The sequence below is a fragment of the Nocardioides sp. Z30_9 genome (assembly GCF_058215735.1).
Window position 1 is genome coordinate 344,999 of record NZ_JBZAJF010000001.1, and the last position, 17,613, is coordinate 362,611.

Genomic DNA, 17,613 nt, shown 5'->3' on the forward strand with positions numbered 1-17,613 from the left:
GTGCAAATCATCTTCGACCTTGCGGCGGGTGAAGACATCAACTGGATCGCACAGGCCCTCGGGGCGGTCTTGGTCTTCCTTCTCCTCACAGTCTTGGTCCTCTGCGGACAGCGCCTCGCTCGGTCGAACGGGTAGTGCGCCAGAGGCCCTAGTCGTGGAGCCGTGCTCCTGCGGGTGCTCGGATCGCACAGGAACCACTCACATGCCGCCGATTGCGCGCTCGTGCCGATGTGCGTGCGTATCGACTAGTGAATGGGCCGTCCGGCTCGACGCCACCAGGCAGCAATCAGACCAGCGCCAAGCACGGCCAGCACCGCTGTCAGGACAGCGAACATCCGGGCGTCCTTCGTGTCATCCTCGAACCCGTTGGTGGAAACGGCCACCCATAAGAAGCCCGTCATGAAGGACGACAGCAGGCACAGGTAGCCAGCCTTCATGAGCGCTCGGTAGCGTCCCCGCCGGACAGCGAAGGATGGCCTGCGAAAGATCGTCTCCTTCGCCTCGTCCACAGCAAGGTCACCGATAACCATGAGGACTATCCAGCCGAGTCCTGATAGGACCACCGCACCCACTGCAAGAAGGGATGCCTGGGTCACCACCGCTCAAACGGTACTTCACCACGCCTGCCATCGCGGGTGATTACAGCCCTCAACAACATCCGCATCTGCCGCGAAGTGTGCGGTCCTGTCGATGGGCGAACGTTCCCCACACCACAGCAAAGAGAGCGGTGCCGTGAAGGCACCTCTCAACTCTTCGATGACTATTGAACCCGGTCGCGGTCCCTACCGATGGACCAACGACACCAGGCCAGAAGGAACGTGCTGATGCCAGACCCCGCCGCACAGTCGATCACGGTGAGCCTGCCCATCGCCGACCGCCCAGCATCGTCGGCGTTCTACCGAACGTTCCTCGGGCAGGATCCTTCGGGCGAGGCCCAAGACGACGGTGAGCCGGAGCCGTTGCAGTTCGTGCTCAACGACGGCACACGCCTGATGCTGATCCCCACAGGTGGTTTCGCGTGGGTGGTCGGGGACGATCACCAAGTCGCCGGACCCGGCCAGGTCGAGGTCTTGCTTAGCCGAGCAGCAGCCAGCGAAGAGGAGGTTCGATCCTGGTGCCTCCTCGCGGTGTCCGGGGGCGGCGGGGTCGTGGCCGAACCTGATCGCCAGCCGTGGGGCTACACCGCCGTCGTCGCCGACCCAGATGGCCACCTGTGGCAACTCGCCACGGACTGACGGTCTAGCTCTGACGCCGCCGTGCATGTCACCCGGGCGCAACGCGCGTCACTCCTTCGCCTACGAGCGCTTCAGTGTCCGGATCTGCCTCGATCCGCGCTGGTGCTGTAAGCGCGTGCTATCCCATGGGGACCGACCGGGTCATCATTGCGTCCCATGAACGTGACCTCTGGATCTCGCCTCGCTACGGCAGCGACATTGATGACCTTGGCTGCCGTACTTACGGCATGCGGAGGGAGCGCCAAACCTTCTGCCGAAACGTCAGCAACCCATGGTGCCGGGGTCGCCGGCTCGACGTTGAATGGAGTTTGGACCGTACGAGAACTGCACGACCGAGAGGGGCACGCCACGCTCAGGTCCTCGTATGCCGGCAAGGTGCAGTTGACCTTCGATGGCGACACCATGACAGGGAACACCGGCTGCAACTCCATCTCAGGCCCTTACCGACAGTCGGGCCATCAACGGCAAGACCTCGTGTTCTCCAAGAACATGTCCACAACCTTGGTGGGTTGCCCCGACGAGCCACAGCTGATGCAACGTTTGCTTGACGTCCGACATGTAAGCGGAGTTGGCGACATCCGGTATCTACGCGACGCAGACGATTCTGTGATCGCGGAGATCCGCAGGGCATAGCCATCCGATCCACCTCGCGGATCTGCTGCTGACCGGGCGCGCGATCGTGCCGATGTGCGGGCGGCGGAATCCCGCGTCAGGGACCTTCCGCGGCTCCCCGGTCTGCACCGAAACGACCACGACGTGGATCGCCCGGGTGACCGAGGCGACATGATTGGGTATCCACGAAGGAATCGTGGGTCGCCTCTCACACGACGCGGTGAAAGCTGCTGGTCGGTAGCGTGACCGTCGTTCTGACGGTGTAGTCGACAGGACGGGCCGACCGGCACATACGGACCCGGAACATCTGCACGATCCAGCAGCATGAGGTGGCTGTGGGCGGATACTGATCCGGTGCAGGGCCTGCCGGGCCCGCAGGACGCTCGAGGAGGACCCCATGTCGACGACCATGTCCGGACGCACCAGGCCCCCTGGCGGCAAGCCGCGGATGAGTATGAAGTCGGTTGCGATCTGGGGGGCGGTCGCCGTTGTCGGAGCCGTCTGCTGGAGCGTGCTGGCCCTCTCCCGTGGTGAAGACGTCTCCGCGCTGTGGATCCTGTTCGCCGCCCTCTCGTCGTACGCCATCGCCTACCGCTTCTACGCACGCTTCATCGCCTACCGCGTGCTCGAGGTCGACGACACCCGGGCCACCCCCGCCGAGCGCCTCCAGAACGGCCGTGACTTCGACGTCACCGACCGACGGGTGCTGTTCGGCCACCACTTCGCGGCGATCGCCGGCGCGGGACCGCTCGTAGGTCCCGTGCTGGCCGCGCAGATGGGCTACCTGCCGGGCACCATCTGGATCATCGTCGGTGTCATCTTCGCCGGCGCCGTCCAGGACATGGTTGTTCTGTTCTTCTCGATGCGCCGCGACGGCAAGAGCCTGGGTCAGATGGTCCGCGAGGAGATCGGCACCATCGGTGGGATCGCCGCCCTCATCGCCGTCTTCGCGATCATGATCATCATCCTCGCCGTGCTGGCGCTTGTGGTCGTCAACGCGCTCGCTGAGTCGCCGTGGGGCGTCTTCTCGATCGGGCTGACCATCCCCATCGCACTGTTCATGGGCTTCTACCTGAGGCACTTGCGACCCGGCCGTGTTGCCGAGGTCACCGCCATCGGCGTCGGCCTGCTGCTGCTCGCCATAGTCGGTGGCGGCTACGTCGAACAGATGGGTCTCGAAAGTGCCCTGACGCTCTCCCCGGAGCGGCTGACCCTCGGCCTGGTCGTTTACGGCTTCGTCGCCTCGGTCCTGCCGGTCTGGATGTTGCTGACGCCGCGCGACTACCTGTCGACCTTCATGAAGGTCGGCGTCATCGCCCTGCTGGCCATCGGTCTACTGTTCGCCGCGCCGGTCCTGCAGAACGAGGCCATCACTGACTTCGCCATCGAGGGCACCGGCCCCGTCTTCGCCGGAAAACTCTTCCCGTTCGTCTTCATCACCATCGCCTGTGGCGCGCTGTCCGGCTTCCACGCGCTGATCGCGTCGGGGACCACGCCCAAGATGGTGGCCAAGGAGAGCCACGTCCGAATGATCGGCTACGGCGGCATGTTGATGGAGTCGTTCGTGGCGATCAGTGCCCTGATCGCTGCCTCGGTCATCGACCCGGGCCTCTACTACGCGATCAACTCGCCGATCGGTGCGACCGGCGGCGACGCGCAGGCCGCCGCGGAGTTCGTGAAGTCGATCGGCTTCTCGATCAGCCCCGACACCCTCACTGCGGCAGCGGCGTCGGTCGAGGAAGGGACGCTGATCTCCCGCACCGGCGGCGCGCCGACCTTGGCGTTCGGCATGTCGTCGATCTTCACGACCGCTTTCGGTGGCGGGCTGGCGGCGTTCTGGTATCACTTCGCGATCATGTTCGAGGCACTCTTCATTCTCACCGCTGTCGACGCCGGCACCCGGGTCGGCCGGTTCATGCTGCAGGACACCATCGGCAACGTGTGGCCGAAGTACGCCGACCTGTCCTGGAAGCCCGCCTCCTGGTCCGCGAGCGCGATCGTCGTCGGGCTGTGGGGCTACATGCTCTACGTCGGGGTCACAGACCCGCTCGGGGGCATCAACCAGCTCTTCCCGCTGTTCGGCATCGCCAACCAGCTGCTGGCCGCGATCGCACTGACCCTCTGCGTCACGCTGCTCATCAAGCACGGCAAGGTGAAGTGGGCCTGGGTGCCCGGCATCGGCCTGGCGTGGGACCTGATCACCACCATGACCGCCAGCTACCAGAAGGTGTTCTCGTCCAACCCGAAGATCGGCTACTTCGAGCAGCGGTCGACGTACCAAGCAGCGATCGACAACGGCGAGGTCCTGGCCCCTGCGACCGACATGGACCAGATGCAGACCGTCGTCACCAACTCCACGGTCAACGGCACCCTGCAGTCCATCTTCGCGATCCTGGTGATCATCATCGTCGCGAACGCCCTCGTGATCTGGTTCAAGGCCATCCGCGCTGGCGGGCTGCCCACCACCGAGGTGCCGGCTACGAAGTCCGACATGGTGGCTCCCTCCGACTTCTTCGCCACCAAGGAGGAGAAGCAGGCGGTCCGCGAGTGGGAGGCTAGCCACGACCAGGTCGGCGCCATGGGAAGCGGTGACCGGCAGTGAAGGCCGCGGTGCTCCGTGCCGGACGCGGTCTGCGCTGGTACCTGCGGCAGGCCACCGGCGAGGCCAAGTGGGACGAGTACCTCGCCGTGTGCCGCGAGCAGGGTGCCGAGCCGATGAGCCGCCGCGAGTTCGAGCGTCGCCGCGCCGACCACCGCGAGGCGCATCCCCAGTCCCGCTGCTGCTAGTGATTGCGAGGTTGTCCCGTGGAAGCGCACTCACATGCCGCGATCCGCGCTCTCGTGCCGATGAGCGGGCGTTGCCGTCAAAAGAGGGAGACGGCTTGGAAGGCCAAGAACACGGCGAACGTGCCAACCATGGCGACCTGCGCCCACATCGGCATGTTCCCGCGCCAGCGCAACCGCTCGGCCGCCGCAAGAGCAAAACCAACTGTCCAAGCGGTGGCGCTCCCAGTCTGAGCCCACTCACCTTGAACAGCGGCGACAACGGCACCACAGGCACCAAGGGCGCTCAAGGCACCGAAGAACCACCCGAGCCATGGACGCCTCACCGCGCCTCGGCCCGGGGACGTGCCTTGGACAGTAGAAGGCTTGCTCATGGGGGCCAGTATGCGGGCAGGAACGTCCGGATCTGCCGCGAAGTGTGCGGTCCTGTCGATGGGCGAACGTTCCCCGCACCACAGCAAAGAGAGCGGTGCCGTGAAGGCAGCTCTCAACTCTTCGATGACGATTGAACCCGGTCGCGGTCCCTACCGATGGACCAACGACACCAGACCAGAAGGAACGTGCTGATGCCGGACCCCGCCGCACAGTCGATCACGGTGAGCCTGCCCATCGCCGACCGACCAGCATCGTCGGCGTTCTACCGAACGTTCCTCGGGCAGGATCCTTCGGGCGAACCCCAAGACGACGGTGAGCCGGAGCCGTTGCAGTTCGTGCTCAACGACCGCACAGGCCTGATGCTGATCCCCACAGGTGGTTTTGCGTGGGTGGTCGGGGACGATCACCAAGTCGCCGGACCCGGTCAAGTCGAGGTCTTGCTGAGCCGAGCAGCAGCCAGCGAAGAGGAGGTCCGATCCTGGTCTCTCCTCGCGGTGTCCGGGGGCGGCGGGGTCGTGGCCGAACCAGATCGCCAGCCGTGGGGCTACACCGCCGTCGTCGCCGACCCAGATGGTCACCTGTGGCAACTCGCCACGGACTGACGGTCTAGCTCTGACGCCGCCGTGCATGTCACCCGGGCGCAACACGCGCGTCACTCCTTCGCCTACGAGCGCTTCAGTGTCCGCATCTGCCGCGATCCGCGCGGACATGCCGACGTGCGACGTCCGGCCGGCCCCCTCAGTCGCGACCGGGTGCCGGGACCTGGGCGCGCAGGAAGTCGAGCTGGTCGGACACCACCTGGTCGAAGTGTGGTTCCACGTAAGGGTCGAAGTGCCCGCAGTCGTACACGTGCACGGTCGACTGGGGCATCTTGGCTGCGGCTCTCTCGGCGACTGGGCGTGGGGTGACGGCGTCGTGGGCGGCGATCTGGACCAGCGCCGGGCAGCTCACGCGAGCTGCGTGCCTGCCTGGCGAGTAGAGGCCGATCTTGAGAGTGACCCGGGCTGCGACGTAGGCGGGGTAGTCGTCCTCGACCAGACCGGACGCGTCGATCTGACGCGCGAGACCCGGCGCGGCGTCCGGGGTGGTCATCACGGCGGTCGTGCCGGGCTCCCCCACGGCCTCGACGTAGACAGGAGGTCGTCGGAGCAACGCCGCGACCTGATCGAGCACTGCTGGGCGCATGAGACGCATAGCTGGTAACAGGCCAGTCGCCCGCACGGCTGCGGGACCGCTGACGTGCGGGACCTGGGCGATGATCGCGGCGAGCCTCTCGCCCTGCCCCGCCAGGGTGATGACGTGCCCACCTCCGAACGAGGTGCCCCACGCGATGAGCCGCTCCGGGTCGGCGCCCGGCAGTGCGCGGGCGAAGCTCAGCGCGGATCGCCAGTCCTGAAGCTGCATGCCGACGTCGAGCAGCTGCCGGGGGCTGCCTTCGCTCTCCCCGAACCCGCGGTAGTCGAAGACCACGACCAGATAACCGGCGGCGACGAAACGCTCGGCATAGGCGTAGAGCCGCAGCGCCCGGACCCCGCCGAAACCGTGACCCATCACGATGACCGGCCTGCGCTCATCCGCGGCCGAGGGATCGCCGACGGGACGATAGACCCGCGCCGCGCACGTCGTCCCCTCGGAGCGGAATGTCTGCTCCGAGGTGGTGAACGGGAGCTCAGAGGAGTTGGGCACGGGGCCTCCCGGCGTAGTTCTTGAACGGAATGCGAGAAAGGCTCGCCTGCTCTTGAACAGCAGTCAAGATAAGGTGACCCATGCCTCGTAACCGCCGGCCGCAGGACCGCGAGGAGAAACGCGCCGAGATCATCGACGCAGCCGCCGGCCTGTTCACCGAGGCCGGCTACGACCACACCTCCATGGCCAAGGTCGCAGCAAGCGCCGGAGTCACGACGAACACGATCTACTGGTACTTCGAGGACAAGGACGCCCTTCTCGTCGGCGTGCTCGACCACCTTCTCAGCGAGTCACTGGCGGCCGCGTCACTCCATGCCGACGAGCCCTGGGTCGACCAGGTGCTGTGGGCGGTCGAGCAGCTCGACCAGTACAACCGCCTCGTCACGGACGTCCACGCAAGAGCCTCGACCTCGCCCACCATCGAGACCTGGCACAAGAACTTCCACGACCTGATGGACTCGCTGATGGCCAGCGGTTTCCGCGGAGTCGGCGTAGCCGAGGCTGACCTGGCCGCAATGAACCGGATCGGCGCCTTCGTCGTCGAAGGACTCCTCATGCACCCACACACGGGGCCAAGCCGACGCGAGATCATCGCACTACTTGCCCGCCCTCGCGGAGACCGGAGCGGGTAGCTCACCTTTCGCTCGGCATGCGCCAACGTCCGGTAGTGCCGCGAAGTGCGCTTGCCCTTTGGCGCGGTGGGTGTCGCTGATGCCCCGCCGGCCAACCGACGAGCAACCTCACGAGTTGGCTTGCTGTCACGAAGCGGTTCTCGCCTGCCCTTTCAGGTATCCCTATTCGGTCCTACTCTCGGGAGAGAACCTGTCGGTCCCCCCGGCCGAGCTACCGGACTTGTCGGGCCGGCAAGGGGTGGAGCCATCTTTTCCGATCGAGAGGAGGCGTGGACATGGAGCCGGAGCGCCTGTCGATCAGCCCCGAGGATGGCGAGCAGCTGCAGATCGGCGCCGGCCTGGGAGTCGTGTTCAAGATCGAGGGAAACGAGACAGGTGGTGCCTTCTCAGTCGTGGAGCACCCTGTCGAGGCTCGCACGCTCGTGATTCCACACGTGCATGAGCGGGAGGATGAGTACTCCTACGTCCTTGAGGGCGAGATCGGGGTTCGAATCGGCGACCAGGAGTTGACCGCAGGGCCAGGGTCATACGTGCTGAAGCCCCGTGGCATACCGCATACCTTCTGGAACCCCACAGATCAGCCGGCTCGCCTTCTCGAGATCATCTCGCCTGCAGGGTTCGAGATGTTCTTTCGCGAGTTGGCCTCTGTACTCGCAAACCCCGGAGAACCCGACCCGGCCGAGATGGATGCCCTCGACGACCGGTACGGCGTTGGGGGCCAGGTGGGCCAGATGGACTGGATTCCTGACCTGGTGCAGCGCTACGGGCTGAACTCAATGCTGTAGTCGTCGCGGGCGATCCGAACGGCCGAACACCCCCGGCATCCCTGCGGTGGACCAATGCCTTGGGTGCCATTTTGTCTACGCCACAGTTGAGCAACCTCAGCTTGCCAGCGAGATCGAACTCCAGGCTGCGCACATTGCGTCAGTCACGAGACGAACCTCCAGCCGGGCGCTGCGCTCAAGAAGCGAGCCCGACGTCTGGTCGCCGCTGGAGTACTTTTCCCACCACCCAGACCCGCTCGGTGGGCTGGATCGCGAGACACACGTTGCACGAGCTGGTCCACCACCTCCTGACCTCGAAGAGGGTGCCAGGCATGAACGGTTCAGGGTTCCTTGACGGCACATCGGGACTGGCCATGATCGTTGCGATCATCCACGAGCACCGACGCTATCGCGCAGGCGAGCTCAGACGTTGAAGCCCAGTGCCCGGAGCTGCTCGCGGCCGTCGTCGGTGATCTTGTCCGGACCCCACGGCGGCATCCAGACCCAGTTGATCGTGACATCGCCGACGAGGCCCTCGAGGGCCGTGTTGGTCTGGTCCTGGATCACGTCGGTCAGCGGGCAGGCCGCCGAGGTCAGCGTCATGTCGAGCACGGCGTTGGAGTGCTCGTCCAGGTGCACGTCGTAGACCAGGCCGAGGTCGACCACGTTGATGCCCAGCTCGGGGTCGACGACGTCCTTCATCGCCTCGAAGACATCGTCACGGCTCGCGGTGGCGGTGCCGACACCGGTTGCCTCGGGAACCTCGGGCAGGTCGTCGTGGTTGGCTGTCTCGGTCATGAGTCCTCCTTGGTGATGACCTGGGCAGTGGCGTCCTTGAACGCCATCCAGGAGAGCAGGGCGCACTTGATGCGTGCGGGAAACTGGGCGACACCGGCGAACGCGATGCCGTCCTCGAGCACCTCTTCGTCGGGCTCGACCTTGCCACGGCCGTGCATCAGCTCGACGAAGGCCTCGTGCGTCGCGAGGGCCTTGGTGACCGGTTGACCGATCACGAGGTCGGCCATCACGGAGGTCGCGGCCTGGCTGATCGAGCAGCCCTCCGCGTCGTAGGACACGTCGGTGACGGTCTCGGCGCCCGGCTCGCCCTCGAGCTGGACGCGCAGCGTGATCTCGTCGCCGCAGGTGGGGTTGACGTGGTGCACCTCGGCCCCGAACGGGTCCCGCAGGCCTGCATGGTGCGGGTTCCGGTAGTGGTCGAGGATGATTTCCTGGTAGAGGCTGTCGAGATCCATCACGTCACCTTGAAGTACTTCTTGGTGTAGTTGATTCCCTCGATCAGGGCGTCGATCTCGCCAGGTGTCGTGTAGAGGTACGACGAGGCGCGGGTCGAGCTCTGCACGCCGTACCGCTTGTGCGCGGGCTTGGCGCAGTGGTGACCGGCGCGTACGGCGATCCCGCGGGCGTCCAGCGTCTGGGCGACGTCGTGCGGGTGGACGCCCTCGATCTCGAAGGACACCGCTCCCCCGCGCATCGTCGGGTCGAGCGGACCCATCACCGAGACCCCGCCGACGGTGGCGAGCCCCTCGAGCAGGTAGCCGGTGATCGCCTGCTCGTGGCGGTGGATGTTGTCCAGGCCGATCTCGCGCAGGTAGTCGACGGCGGCGCCGAGGCCGACCGCCTCCACGATCGGCGGGGTGCCCGCCTCGAAGCGGTGCGGGATGGCGGCGTAGGCCGACTTCTCCATCGTCACGGTGGTGATCATCTCGCCACCGCCGAGGAACGGCGGGAGCTGCCCGAGCAGCTCCGCCTTGCCCCAGAGCACTCCGATACCGGTCGGGCCGGTGACCTTGTGAGCGGTGAAGGCGAGGAAGTCGGCGTCGACGGCCTGCACGTCCACCGGCAGCTGCGGGGCCGCCTGGGAGGCGTCCACGACGACCACAGCACCCACCTCATGGGCACGGCGGGCGATCTCGGCGACCGGGTTGATCGTGCCGAGCATGTTCGAGACCCAGGTGAGCGCGACGACCTTGGTCGCCGGCGTGATCAGCTCGTCGATGTTCGACAGGTCGAGCTGGCCGTCCTCGGTGAGCCCGAACCAGCGCAGCTCGGCACCCTTGCGCTCGGTGAGCAGCTGCCACGGGACGATGTTGGAGTGGTGCTCCATCTCGGTGATCACCACCCGGTCCCCGGCCTTCACCTCCAGCGGGCCGGCCCAGGCCATCGTGTTGGCGACCAGGTTCAGCGCCTCGGTGGCGTTCTTGGTGAAGATCACCTCGTCGCGCGAGGGCGCGTTGAGGAACGCCGCGACCTTGTCGCGGGCCTCCTCGAAGGCCGCCGAGGACTCCGCACCGAGCTGGTGCATCGCCCGGGCCACGTTGGCGTTGTGGTGCTCGAGGTGGTCGACCATCGCGTCGATCACGCACTGCGGCTTCTGGGAGGTGTTGGCGCTGTCGAGGTAGACGAGCGGCAGGTCACCGCTCATCCGGCGCTCCAGGATCGGGAAGTCCTTGCGGATGACTTCCAGACCGGGCAGTAGCCCTTCCATCAACCGGACTTCCTTTCCATCATTGTCGCTGTCGGCGTTGTGAGAGGTGGTGCGGGGCAAGGCGGAGGAGCGAAGGCGGCCTTTGAGCGAAGCGGGCCGTCGAGTGACGACAACGCAGCCCAGCGCCGCTTATCGCAGCGCCGACTGGTACTTGTCGTAGCCCTCGGCCTCGAGCTGGTCGGCCAGCTCGGGGCCGCCCTGCTCGACCATGCGCCCGTCGACGAAGACGTGCACGAAGTCGGGGGTGATGTAGCGCAGGATGCGGGTGTAGTGCGTGATCAGCAGCACGCCCTTGTCGCCGGACTCCTTGAAGCGGTTCACGCCCTCGGAGACGATCTTGAGCGCGTCGATGTCCAGGCCGGAGTCGGTCTCGTCGAGCACCGCGACCTTGGGGTCGAGCAGCTCGAGCTGGACGACCTCGTGGCGCTTCTTCTCACCACCGGAGAAGCCCTCGTTGACGTTGCGGGTGGCGAACGCCTTGTCCATGTGGACCCGGTCCATCGCCGCGTTGACGTCCTTGACCCACGTGCGGAGCTTGGGGGCCTCGCCGGAGATGGCGGTCTTGGCGGTGCGCAGGAAGTTCGACACCGAGACGCCGGGGACCTCGACGGGGTACTGCATCGCGAGGAACAGGCCGGCGCGGGCGCGCTCGTCCACGCTCATCGAGAGCACGTCAACGCCGTCGAGGGTGATCGAGCCCTGCGTCACGGTGTACTTCGGGTGCCCGGCGATGGAGTAGGCCAGAGTGGACTTGCCGGACCCGTTGGGGCCCATGATCGCGTGGGTCTCGCCCTCGTTGATCGTCAGGTCGACCCCCTTGAGGATCTCCTTGGGGCCGTCCTCGGTATCCACCGAGACGTGCAGGTCCTTGATGTCCAGCGTTGCCATGTGTTGCTCCTTGTTCGTGGAAAGTCGGGTCAGCCCGCGAGGGGCGTGTCGATGTCGATGAGTACGTCGTCGCCGTCGATCTGCACGGGGAAGACAGGGACGGGATCGGTCGCCGGAGGCCCGGTCGGCTTGCCGGTGCGCAGGTCGAAGCACGAGCCGTGCAGGAAGCACTCGATCGTGAGGTCCTCCACCTCGCCCTCGGACAGCGGCACGGCTGCGTGGCTGCACTCGTCCTCGATGGCGAAGACCTCGCCGCCGTGACGGACCACGGCCACGGAGTGGCCGTCGACCTCTGCCTTGAACGGCTCGCTGTCGACGAGCTCGGCGAGCGAGCACGCGCGGGTGAAGGCCATCAGAGGATCCTGTGCACGTTCTTCTCGAGCTCCGCCTCGACGGTGCTGACCAGCTGCTCCTCGAGCTCGGGCACGCCGATCTTGTGGATCAGGTCGATGAAGAACCCGTGCACCACCAGGCGGCGGGCCTCGGACTCCTCGATCCCGCGCGAGCGCAGGTAGAACAGCTGGTTGTCGTCGAACCGGCCCGTGGCCGAGGCGTGCCCAGCTCCGAGGATCTCGCCGGTCTCGATCTCCAGGTTGGGCACGGAGTCGGCCTGGCAGCCGTCGGTGAGCACCAGGTTGCGGTTCTCCTCGTAGGTCTCGATGCCCTCGGCGACCTTGCGGATCAGGACGTTGCCGATCCACACGGCGTGCGCACCCTCGCCCTGCAGGGCGCCCTTGTAGACCACGTTGCTCTTGGTGTGCGGCTGGTTGTGGTCCACGAACAGGCGGTGCTCGATGTGCTGGCCACGCGAGTCGCCACCACCGTCGGCGAAGTACAGACCGAGCATCTCCACCGAGCCGCCGGGAGCGGAGAACTCGGCGGTCGCGTCGTGGCGGACCAGGTCGCCACCGAAGGAGACGGCGACGTGGCGCAGGTTGGCGTCGCGGCCGACCTTGGCGTGCTGGGTGGAGTGGTGCACGGCCTCGTCGTCCCAGTCCTGCACGGTGACGAGCGTGAGTTCGGCGCCGTCGCCGACGACGATCTCGACGTTCTCGACCAGGGTGGCGGTGCCGAGGAACCTCAGCACCACGGTGGACTTGGAGAAGGCGCCCGCACGGACCACCAGGTGGCCCGCCGAGGCGACGTCGTTGCCGGTGCCGGTGAGCGTCACCGTAGTGGCCGCGTCACCGACGTGGTCCTTGGGGACGTCGACCAGGAACACCGAGTCCGCAGCGGCCCAGGCACGGGCACTGACCCGGTCCGGGGGGACCAGGCCGGAGGTGCCGCGGGACTCGTGGTCGACGCCGACCTGGCCGGCGACCACGCCGTCGGCCGCGGAGACCGCGATCTCGAAGGAGTGGCCGTCCAGCGGCGCATCGGCGTGGATCCCGCGGAGACGCTTGAGCGGCGTGAACCGCCACACCTCCTCGCGCCCCGTCGGGACGTCGTGGTCGGCGAGGTCGAAGGACCCCTCCGGGTGCAGGTGGCTGAGCACCTTCTCAGCAGGCATCTCGAGCGCGTCGCGCACAGATGATTCAGTAAGAGTCACGATCTACTTTCCTAGTTCAACATGTCTGGCAATGGTGAGACCGGCACAGAGCCGAGCTGACGAGTGCGAGCCGCCAGGCGAGCACGAGCCCGCATGTGGGCAGAGCGCAGAGCGCTCAGCCCACTGCCCCCTCCATCTGCAGCTCGATCAGCCGGTTCAGCTCGAGGGCGTACTCCATCGGCAGCTCCTTGGCGATCGGCTCGACGAAGCCACGCACGATCATCGCCATCGCCTCGTCCTGCTCCATGCCTCGCGACATCAGGTAGAACAGCTGGTCGTCGGAGACCTTGGAGACGCTGGCCTCGTGACCCATGGAGACGTCGTCCTCACGGATGTCGACGTAGGGGTAAGTGTCGGAGCGGCTGATCTGGTCGACCAGCAGGGCGTCGCACAGCACGTTGCTCTTGGAGCCGTGAGCACCCTCGTTGATCTGGATCAGGCCGCGGTACGACGTACGCCCACCGCCGCGGGCCACCGACTTGCTCAGGATCGAGCTCGAGGTGTTCGGGGCGGCGTGCACCATCTTGGCGCCGGCGTCCTGGTGCTGGCCCTCGCCTGCGAAGGCGATGGAGAGCGTCTCGCCTTTGGCGTGCTCGCCCATCAGGTAGACGGCGGGGTACTTCATCGTGACCTTGGAGCCGATGTTGCCGTCGACCCACTCCATCGTCGCGCCGGCCTCGCAGGTGGCGCGCTTGGTGACGAGGTTGTAGACGTTGTTCGACCAGTTCTGGATCGTCGTGTAGCGGACGCGGGCGCCCTTCTTCACGATGATCTCCACGACCGCGGAGTGCAGCGAGTCCGAGCTGTAGATCGGCGCGGTGCAGCCCTCCACGTAGTGCACGTAGGAGTCCTCGTCGGCGATGATCAGCGTGCGCTCGAACTGGCCCATGTTCTCGGTGTTGATCCGGAAGTAGGCCTGCAGCGGGATCTCGACGTGGACGCCCTTGGGGACGTAGATGAACGAGCCGCCCGACCACACCGCGGAGTTCAGCGCGGAGAACTTGTTGTCACCGACCGGGATCACGGTGCCGAAGTACTCCTGGAAGATCTCCGGGTGCTCCTTGAGCGCGGTGTCGGTGTCCAGGAACAGCACGCCCTGGGCCTCGAGCTCCTCGTTGATCGCGTGGTAGACGACCTCGGACTCGTACTGCGCGGCGACACCGGAGACCAGGCGGGCCTTCTCGGCCTCGGGGATGCCGAGCTTGTCGTAGGTGTTCTTGATGTCCGCGGGAAGGTCGTCCCAGGTCTGGGCCTGCTTCTCGGTCGAGCGGACGAAGTACTTGATGTTGTCGAAGTCGATCGTCGACAGGTCCGAGCCCCACTTCGGCAGCGGCTTGCGGCCGAAGAGCTTGAGGCCCTTCAGGCGCAGGTCGAGCATCCACTGCGGCTCGTTCTTCAGCATGGAGATGTTGCGCACCACGTCCTCGTTCAGGCCGCGCGTGGCGTTGGCACCCACGTCGTTCTTGTCGGCCCAGCCGAACTCGTAGCGGCCGATCCCCTTCAGTGACGGGTTCAGCTCTTCGATCGAAGTCATCGGGTGACCCTCTCCTTGCTTGGTGTGGCCTTGCTGTGGGTGGTGCTGATGGCAGGAATGCAGGTGGTGCACACGCCGTCGCCGTGGGCGATGGTCGCGAGGCGTTGGACGTGACGACCGCCGAGCATCCGGCTGATGGCGGCCGTCTCGGCCTCGCACAGCTCCGGGAACTCGTGGGCGACGTGGGAGACCGGGCAGTGCTGCTGGCACAGCTGCTCCCCGACGGGACTGTTGCGCACAGCGGCGGCGTAGCCCTGGTCGGTGAACACCATGGCCAGTGCCTCGACCGGGTCGAGGTCGGGACGGTCCGCGAGCAGCCGGTCGAAGCCCTGCTCGATCTTGTTGGCCCGCCGCTCGGCGAACAGCCGGACGGCCTCCGCTCCCCCCGTCTCGGCGAGGAAGCGGATCGCCTGCGCGGCCAGGTCGTCGTAGGCCTGGTCGAGCCGGTCACGGCCCGCCGCGGTCAGCGCGAAGACCTTGGCCGGGCGACCACGCCCGCGTACGGCGGTGGCCCGTGGTTCCCGGGCCTCCAGGGTGCCCTCCTCGATCAGGTGGTCGAGGTGGCGGCGTACGGCGGCCGGGGTGAGCTCGAGACGCTTGGCCAGTGCTGCGGCGGTGGAGGGACCGTTGACCATGACCGACCGCACCACACGCTCACGCGTGGGCTGGTCGACCTGGGTCTGCTCACTGGGGAGCGGTCCGGCGATTTCCACAACGTCAGTGTGCCTTTAATACGGAGGCCCTTTCAAATAAGGTGACCCTTACCTCGATCGGGGCCTGTCGGGCCGCCGACCCCCGTCGTAACGTCGGGGCATGAAGACCTCAGACCTGCTGGCCGACCACTTCGGACGCGTCCGTGAGCTCTACGTCGACGTCGCCTCCGACCTGGACCCCGCTGCGGCCCGGTACCGCCCCGGCGGAACCGGCAACCCGATCGTGTGGCTGCTGTGGCACACCGCCCGGGTCCAGGACGACCACGTCGCCGGTCTCGCCGGCACGCAGCAGGCCTGGCACTCCGGCTGGGCCGACCGGCTCGACCTCCCCCTGGAGCCCCACGACATCGGCTACGGGCACTCCTCCGAGCAGGTCGACCTCGTCCGGGTCGAGAACCTCCAGGACCTCGTCGACTACCACGCCGAGGTGCACCAGCTCTCGCTCGACTACGTCTCCCGGGTCGATGCCGACGAGCTGGACCGGGTCGTCGACCGGAGCTGGAACCCCCCGGTCACGGCCGGGGTCCGGCTGGTCAGCGTGCTCGGCGACTGCCTGCAGCACCTCGGCCAGGCCGCCTACGTCAAGGGCCTGCCGGTCCCGTGAGCAACGCTCCGTAGAATCCAGGAGTGCCTTCTTCCCCCACCGCCGCGGTTGCGGTCGAGGGACTGGTGATGCGCTACGGAGACAAGGTGGCCGTCGACCACCTCGACCTCGTCGTGGACCGACACACGATCACCGCGGTCCTCGGACCCAACGGCGCCGGCAAGACCACCACGCTGGAGACCTGCGAGGGCTACCGCAAGGCGCAGTCCGGCTCGGTCTCCGTCCTGGGCCTCGACCCCCAGCGGCAGCGCCGCGAGCTGCTCCCCCGGATCGGGGTGATGCTCCAGGACGGCGGGGCCTGGTCGGGCGTGCGGGCCATGGAGATGCTCACGCACGTCTCCCGGTTGCACGCGCACCCCCTCGACGTCGACCTCCTCGCCGAGCGCCTCGGCCTCGGCGAGTGTGGCCGCACCCCCTACCGGCGACTCTCGGGCGGCCAGCAGCAGCGGCTGAAGCTCGCCCTGGCGGTGGTCGGGCGGCCCGAGCTGGTCTTCGTCGACGAGCCCACGGCCGGGATGGACCCCGCGGCCCGGCGTACGACGTGGGAGCTGCTCCAGGAGATGCGCACCGACGGGGTCACCGTCGTGCTGACCACCCACCACATGGACGAGGCGGAGCGGCTCGCCGACCGGATCCACATCATCGACCACGGCCGGATGATCGCCTCCGGCACGCCGCTCGAGCTCACCCGGGGCGGGACCTCCACGATCCGGCTCGTGGTCACCAAGCCGTTCCCCGACGGGGCGCCGGCGCTGCTCCAGGGCGCGCTGGGCCGCGGCCTCGACGTGCGCACCATCAGCGACGTCAGCCTGCTGATCACCGGACCCGCCGACAGCACCACCCTGGCCACCGTCTCGGCCTGGTGCGAGCAGCACGGGGTGCTGCCCGAGTCCCTCCAGCTCGGCCAGCGCAACCTCGAGGACGCCTTCTTGGAGCTGACCGGCCGGGAGCTGACCACATGAGCGCGACCGGGATGTTCACCCCGCGACCGGGCGCGGCACCCCTGCCCCGCCAGGTGCTGGCGCAGGCGTCGATGGAGTCGCGGCTGATGCTGCGCAACGGCGAGCAGCTGCTGCTCGCCGTCGTGATCCCGGTGATCGTGCTCGTCGGCGGCGTGCTCGGGTCCAGGCACCTCGACCTGTCCTTCACCCGCGAGCCCATCGACGTGTTCGCCCCCGGTGTCCTGGCCCTCGCGGTGATGTCCACCGCGTTCACCTCGCTGGCCATCGCCACCGGCTTCGAGCGGCGTTACGGGGTGATCAAGCGGCTGGGGTCCTCACCGCTCCCCCGTTCCGGCCTGCTGCTGGGCAAGGTCGGCGCCCTGCTGCTGGTCGAGCTGCTCCAGGTGACGGTGATCACGGCGGTCGCCCTGGTGATGGGCTGGGACCCGCACCTGAGCGTGCTCGCGCCGCTTCTGATGATCGTGGCGGGGACGGCCGCCTTCGCGGCGCTCGGCCTGTTCGTGGCGGGCGTGCTGCGCGCCGAGGCCACCCTGGCCGCCGCCAACCTGGTCTACCTGCTGCTGATGGCAGGCGGTGCCGTCGTGCTCCCCGCCTCGGCGTACGGCGCCTTCGGCGGCCTCACCCAGCTGCTCCCCTCCGGCGCGCTGGGTGAGGGACTCCGTGAGGCATTCTGGACAGGGACCGTCGACTGGGCGGCGCTGCTGGTCCTCCTCGTGTGGGCGGGGATCGGCACGGCGCTGACCGCCAGAACGTTCAAGTGGGAATGAGA

At 67.1% G+C, this 17,613-nt stretch carries 20 protein-coding genes; 10 read left to right on the forward strand and 10 right to left on the reverse strand.

What is annotated here, in order from left to right; translation table 11 throughout:
* Positions 1-245: 245 nt before the first annotated feature.
* The gene (locus AC4BGB_RS01720) at positions 246-599 is read right to left on the reverse strand and encodes a hypothetical protein (protein ID WP_490544238.1); all 354 of its coding nucleotides are present in this window, start codon (positions 597-599) and stop codon (positions 246-248) included.
* Between the two features lie 225 nt (positions 600-824).
* Between AC4BGB_RS01720 and AC4BGB_RS01725 the strand changes: the two genes are divergently transcribed.
* The 5 genes from AC4BGB_RS01725 to AC4BGB_RS01745 all read left to right on the forward strand — a co-directional run bounded on the left by AC4BGB_RS01725 (position 825) and on the right by AC4BGB_RS01745 (position 5,608).
* Positions 825-1,235, forward strand: coding sequence for a VOC family protein (locus AC4BGB_RS01725; RefSeq protein WP_490544239.1), 411 nt, complete (start codon positions 825-827; stop codon positions 1,233-1,235).
* Positions 1,236-1,436: 201 nt separating this feature from the next.
* Entirely contained in the window at positions 1,437-1,868 is a 432-nt protein-coding gene (locus tag AC4BGB_RS01730) for an META domain-containing protein (protein ID WP_490546769.1), read from the forward strand.
* 376 nt (positions 1,869-2,244) lie between these two features.
* Positions 2,245-4,449, forward strand: a complete 2,205-nt coding sequence (locus AC4BGB_RS01735; RefSeq protein ID WP_490544240.1) for a carbon starvation CstA family protein — start codon at positions 2,245-2,247, stop codon at positions 4,447-4,449.
* Positions 4,446-4,634: a YbdD/YjiX family protein gene (locus tag AC4BGB_RS01740; protein ID WP_490544241.1), complete on the forward strand. Its 189-nt coding sequence runs from the start codon at positions 4,446-4,448 to the stop codon at positions 4,632-4,634. The genes AC4BGB_RS01735 and AC4BGB_RS01740 overlap by 4 nt, the downstream gene beginning before the upstream one ends.
* A 563-nt stretch (positions 4,635-5,197) precedes the next feature.
* Entirely contained in the window at positions 5,198-5,608 is a 411-nt protein-coding gene (locus AC4BGB_RS01745; protein ID WP_490544242.1) for a VOC family protein, read from the forward strand.
* Positions 5,609-5,744: 136 nt separating this feature from the next.
* Here AC4BGB_RS01745 and AC4BGB_RS01750 read toward each other — a convergent pair whose 3' ends face one another.
* Positions 5,745-6,692, reverse strand: a complete 948-nt coding sequence (locus AC4BGB_RS01750) for an alpha/beta hydrolase (RefSeq protein ID WP_490544243.1) — start codon at positions 6,690-6,692, stop codon at positions 5,745-5,747.
* An 80-nt stretch (positions 6,693-6,772) separates the two neighbouring features.
* On the opposite strand from AC4BGB_RS01750, the gene AC4BGB_RS01755 reads away from it, so the two are divergent.
* The gene (locus AC4BGB_RS01755; RefSeq protein WP_490544244.1) at positions 6,773-7,324 is read left to right on the forward strand and encodes a TetR/AcrR family transcriptional regulator; all 552 of its coding nucleotides are present in this window, start codon (positions 6,773-6,775) and stop codon (positions 7,322-7,324) included.
* A gap of 275 nt (positions 7,325-7,599) precedes the next feature.
* Positions 7,600-8,109: a cupin domain-containing protein gene (locus AC4BGB_RS01760; protein WP_490544245.1), complete on the forward strand. Its 510-nt coding sequence runs from the start codon at positions 7,600-7,602 to the stop codon at positions 8,107-8,109.
* 402 nt (positions 8,110-8,511) lie between these two features.
* Here the strand turns inward: AC4BGB_RS01760 and AC4BGB_RS01765 are convergent, their stop codons facing one another.
* From AC4BGB_RS01765 to AC4BGB_RS01800, 8 genes are all read right to left on the reverse strand, one after another.
* Entirely contained in the window at positions 8,512-8,886 is a 375-nt protein-coding gene (locus AC4BGB_RS01765) for a metal-sulfur cluster assembly factor (RefSeq protein ID WP_490544246.1), read from the reverse strand.
* Complete coding sequence (gene sufU / locus AC4BGB_RS01770; protein ID WP_490544247.1) at positions 8,883-9,341, reverse strand: Fe-S cluster assembly sulfur transfer protein SufU; 459 nt, start codon at positions 9,339-9,341, stop codon at positions 8,883-8,885. Before sufU ends, AC4BGB_RS01765 begins: the two co-directional genes overlap by 4 nt.
* Positions 9,341-10,594 (reverse strand): cysteine desulfurase, encoded by a 1,254-nt coding sequence (locus AC4BGB_RS01775; protein ID WP_490544248.1) that lies wholly within the window; start codon positions 10,592-10,594, stop codon positions 9,341-9,343. Before AC4BGB_RS01775 ends, sufU begins: the two co-directional genes overlap by 1 nt.
* A 129-nt stretch (positions 10,595-10,723) precedes the next feature.
* Positions 10,724-11,482 carry a Fe-S cluster assembly ATPase SufC gene (gene sufC / locus AC4BGB_RS01780; protein WP_490544249.1) on the reverse strand — a complete coding sequence of 253 codons (759 nt, stop codon included), beginning with the start codon at positions 11,480-11,482 and terminating at the stop codon, positions 10,724-10,726.
* 29 nt (positions 11,483-11,511) lie between these two features.
* Positions 11,512-11,835 (reverse strand): non-heme iron oxygenase ferredoxin subunit, encoded by a 324-nt coding sequence (locus AC4BGB_RS01785; RefSeq protein WP_490544250.1) that lies wholly within the window; start codon positions 11,833-11,835, stop codon positions 11,512-11,514.
* On the reverse strand, positions 11,835-12,992 hold the full coding sequence (sufD, locus tag AC4BGB_RS01790) for a Fe-S cluster assembly protein SufD (protein WP_490544251.1): 1,158 nt from the start codon (positions 12,990-12,992) through the stop codon (positions 11,835-11,837). The genes AC4BGB_RS01785 and sufD overlap by 1 nt, the downstream gene beginning before the upstream one ends.
* 154 nt (positions 12,993-13,146) lie before the next feature.
* Positions 13,147-14,565 (reverse strand): Fe-S cluster assembly protein SufB, encoded by a 1,419-nt coding sequence (gene sufB, locus AC4BGB_RS01795; RefSeq protein WP_490544252.1) that lies wholly within the window; start codon positions 14,563-14,565, stop codon positions 13,147-13,149.
* Positions 14,562-15,278 (reverse strand): helix-turn-helix transcriptional regulator, encoded by a 717-nt coding sequence (locus AC4BGB_RS01800; protein ID WP_490544253.1) that lies wholly within the window; start codon positions 15,276-15,278, stop codon positions 14,562-14,564. Before AC4BGB_RS01800 ends, sufB begins: the two co-directional genes overlap by 4 nt.
* A gap of 100 nt (positions 15,279-15,378) precedes the next feature.
* Here AC4BGB_RS01800 and AC4BGB_RS01805 point away from each other — a divergent pair, with 100 nt between their 5' ends.
* Genes AC4BGB_RS01805 through AC4BGB_RS01815 form a run of 3 tightly spaced genes read left to right on the forward strand, consistent with a single transcriptional unit; the run spans position 15,379 to position 17,611 of the window.
* A complete protein-coding gene (locus AC4BGB_RS01805; protein ID WP_490544254.1) occupies positions 15,379-15,882 on the forward strand; it encodes a mycothiol transferase in 504 nt (167 codons plus the stop codon).
* 23 nt (positions 15,883-15,905) lie between these two features.
* Positions 15,906-16,844: an ABC transporter ATP-binding protein gene (locus AC4BGB_RS01810; protein ID WP_490544255.1), complete on the forward strand. Its 939-nt coding sequence runs from the start codon at positions 15,906-15,908 to the stop codon at positions 16,842-16,844.
* On the forward strand, positions 16,841-17,611 hold the full coding sequence (locus AC4BGB_RS01815; RefSeq protein WP_490544256.1) for an ABC transporter permease: 771 nt from the start codon (positions 16,841-16,843) through the stop codon (positions 17,609-17,611). The genes AC4BGB_RS01810 and AC4BGB_RS01815 overlap by 4 nt, the downstream gene beginning before the upstream one ends.
* The last annotated feature ends 2 nt before the right edge of the window (positions 17,612-17,613 follow it).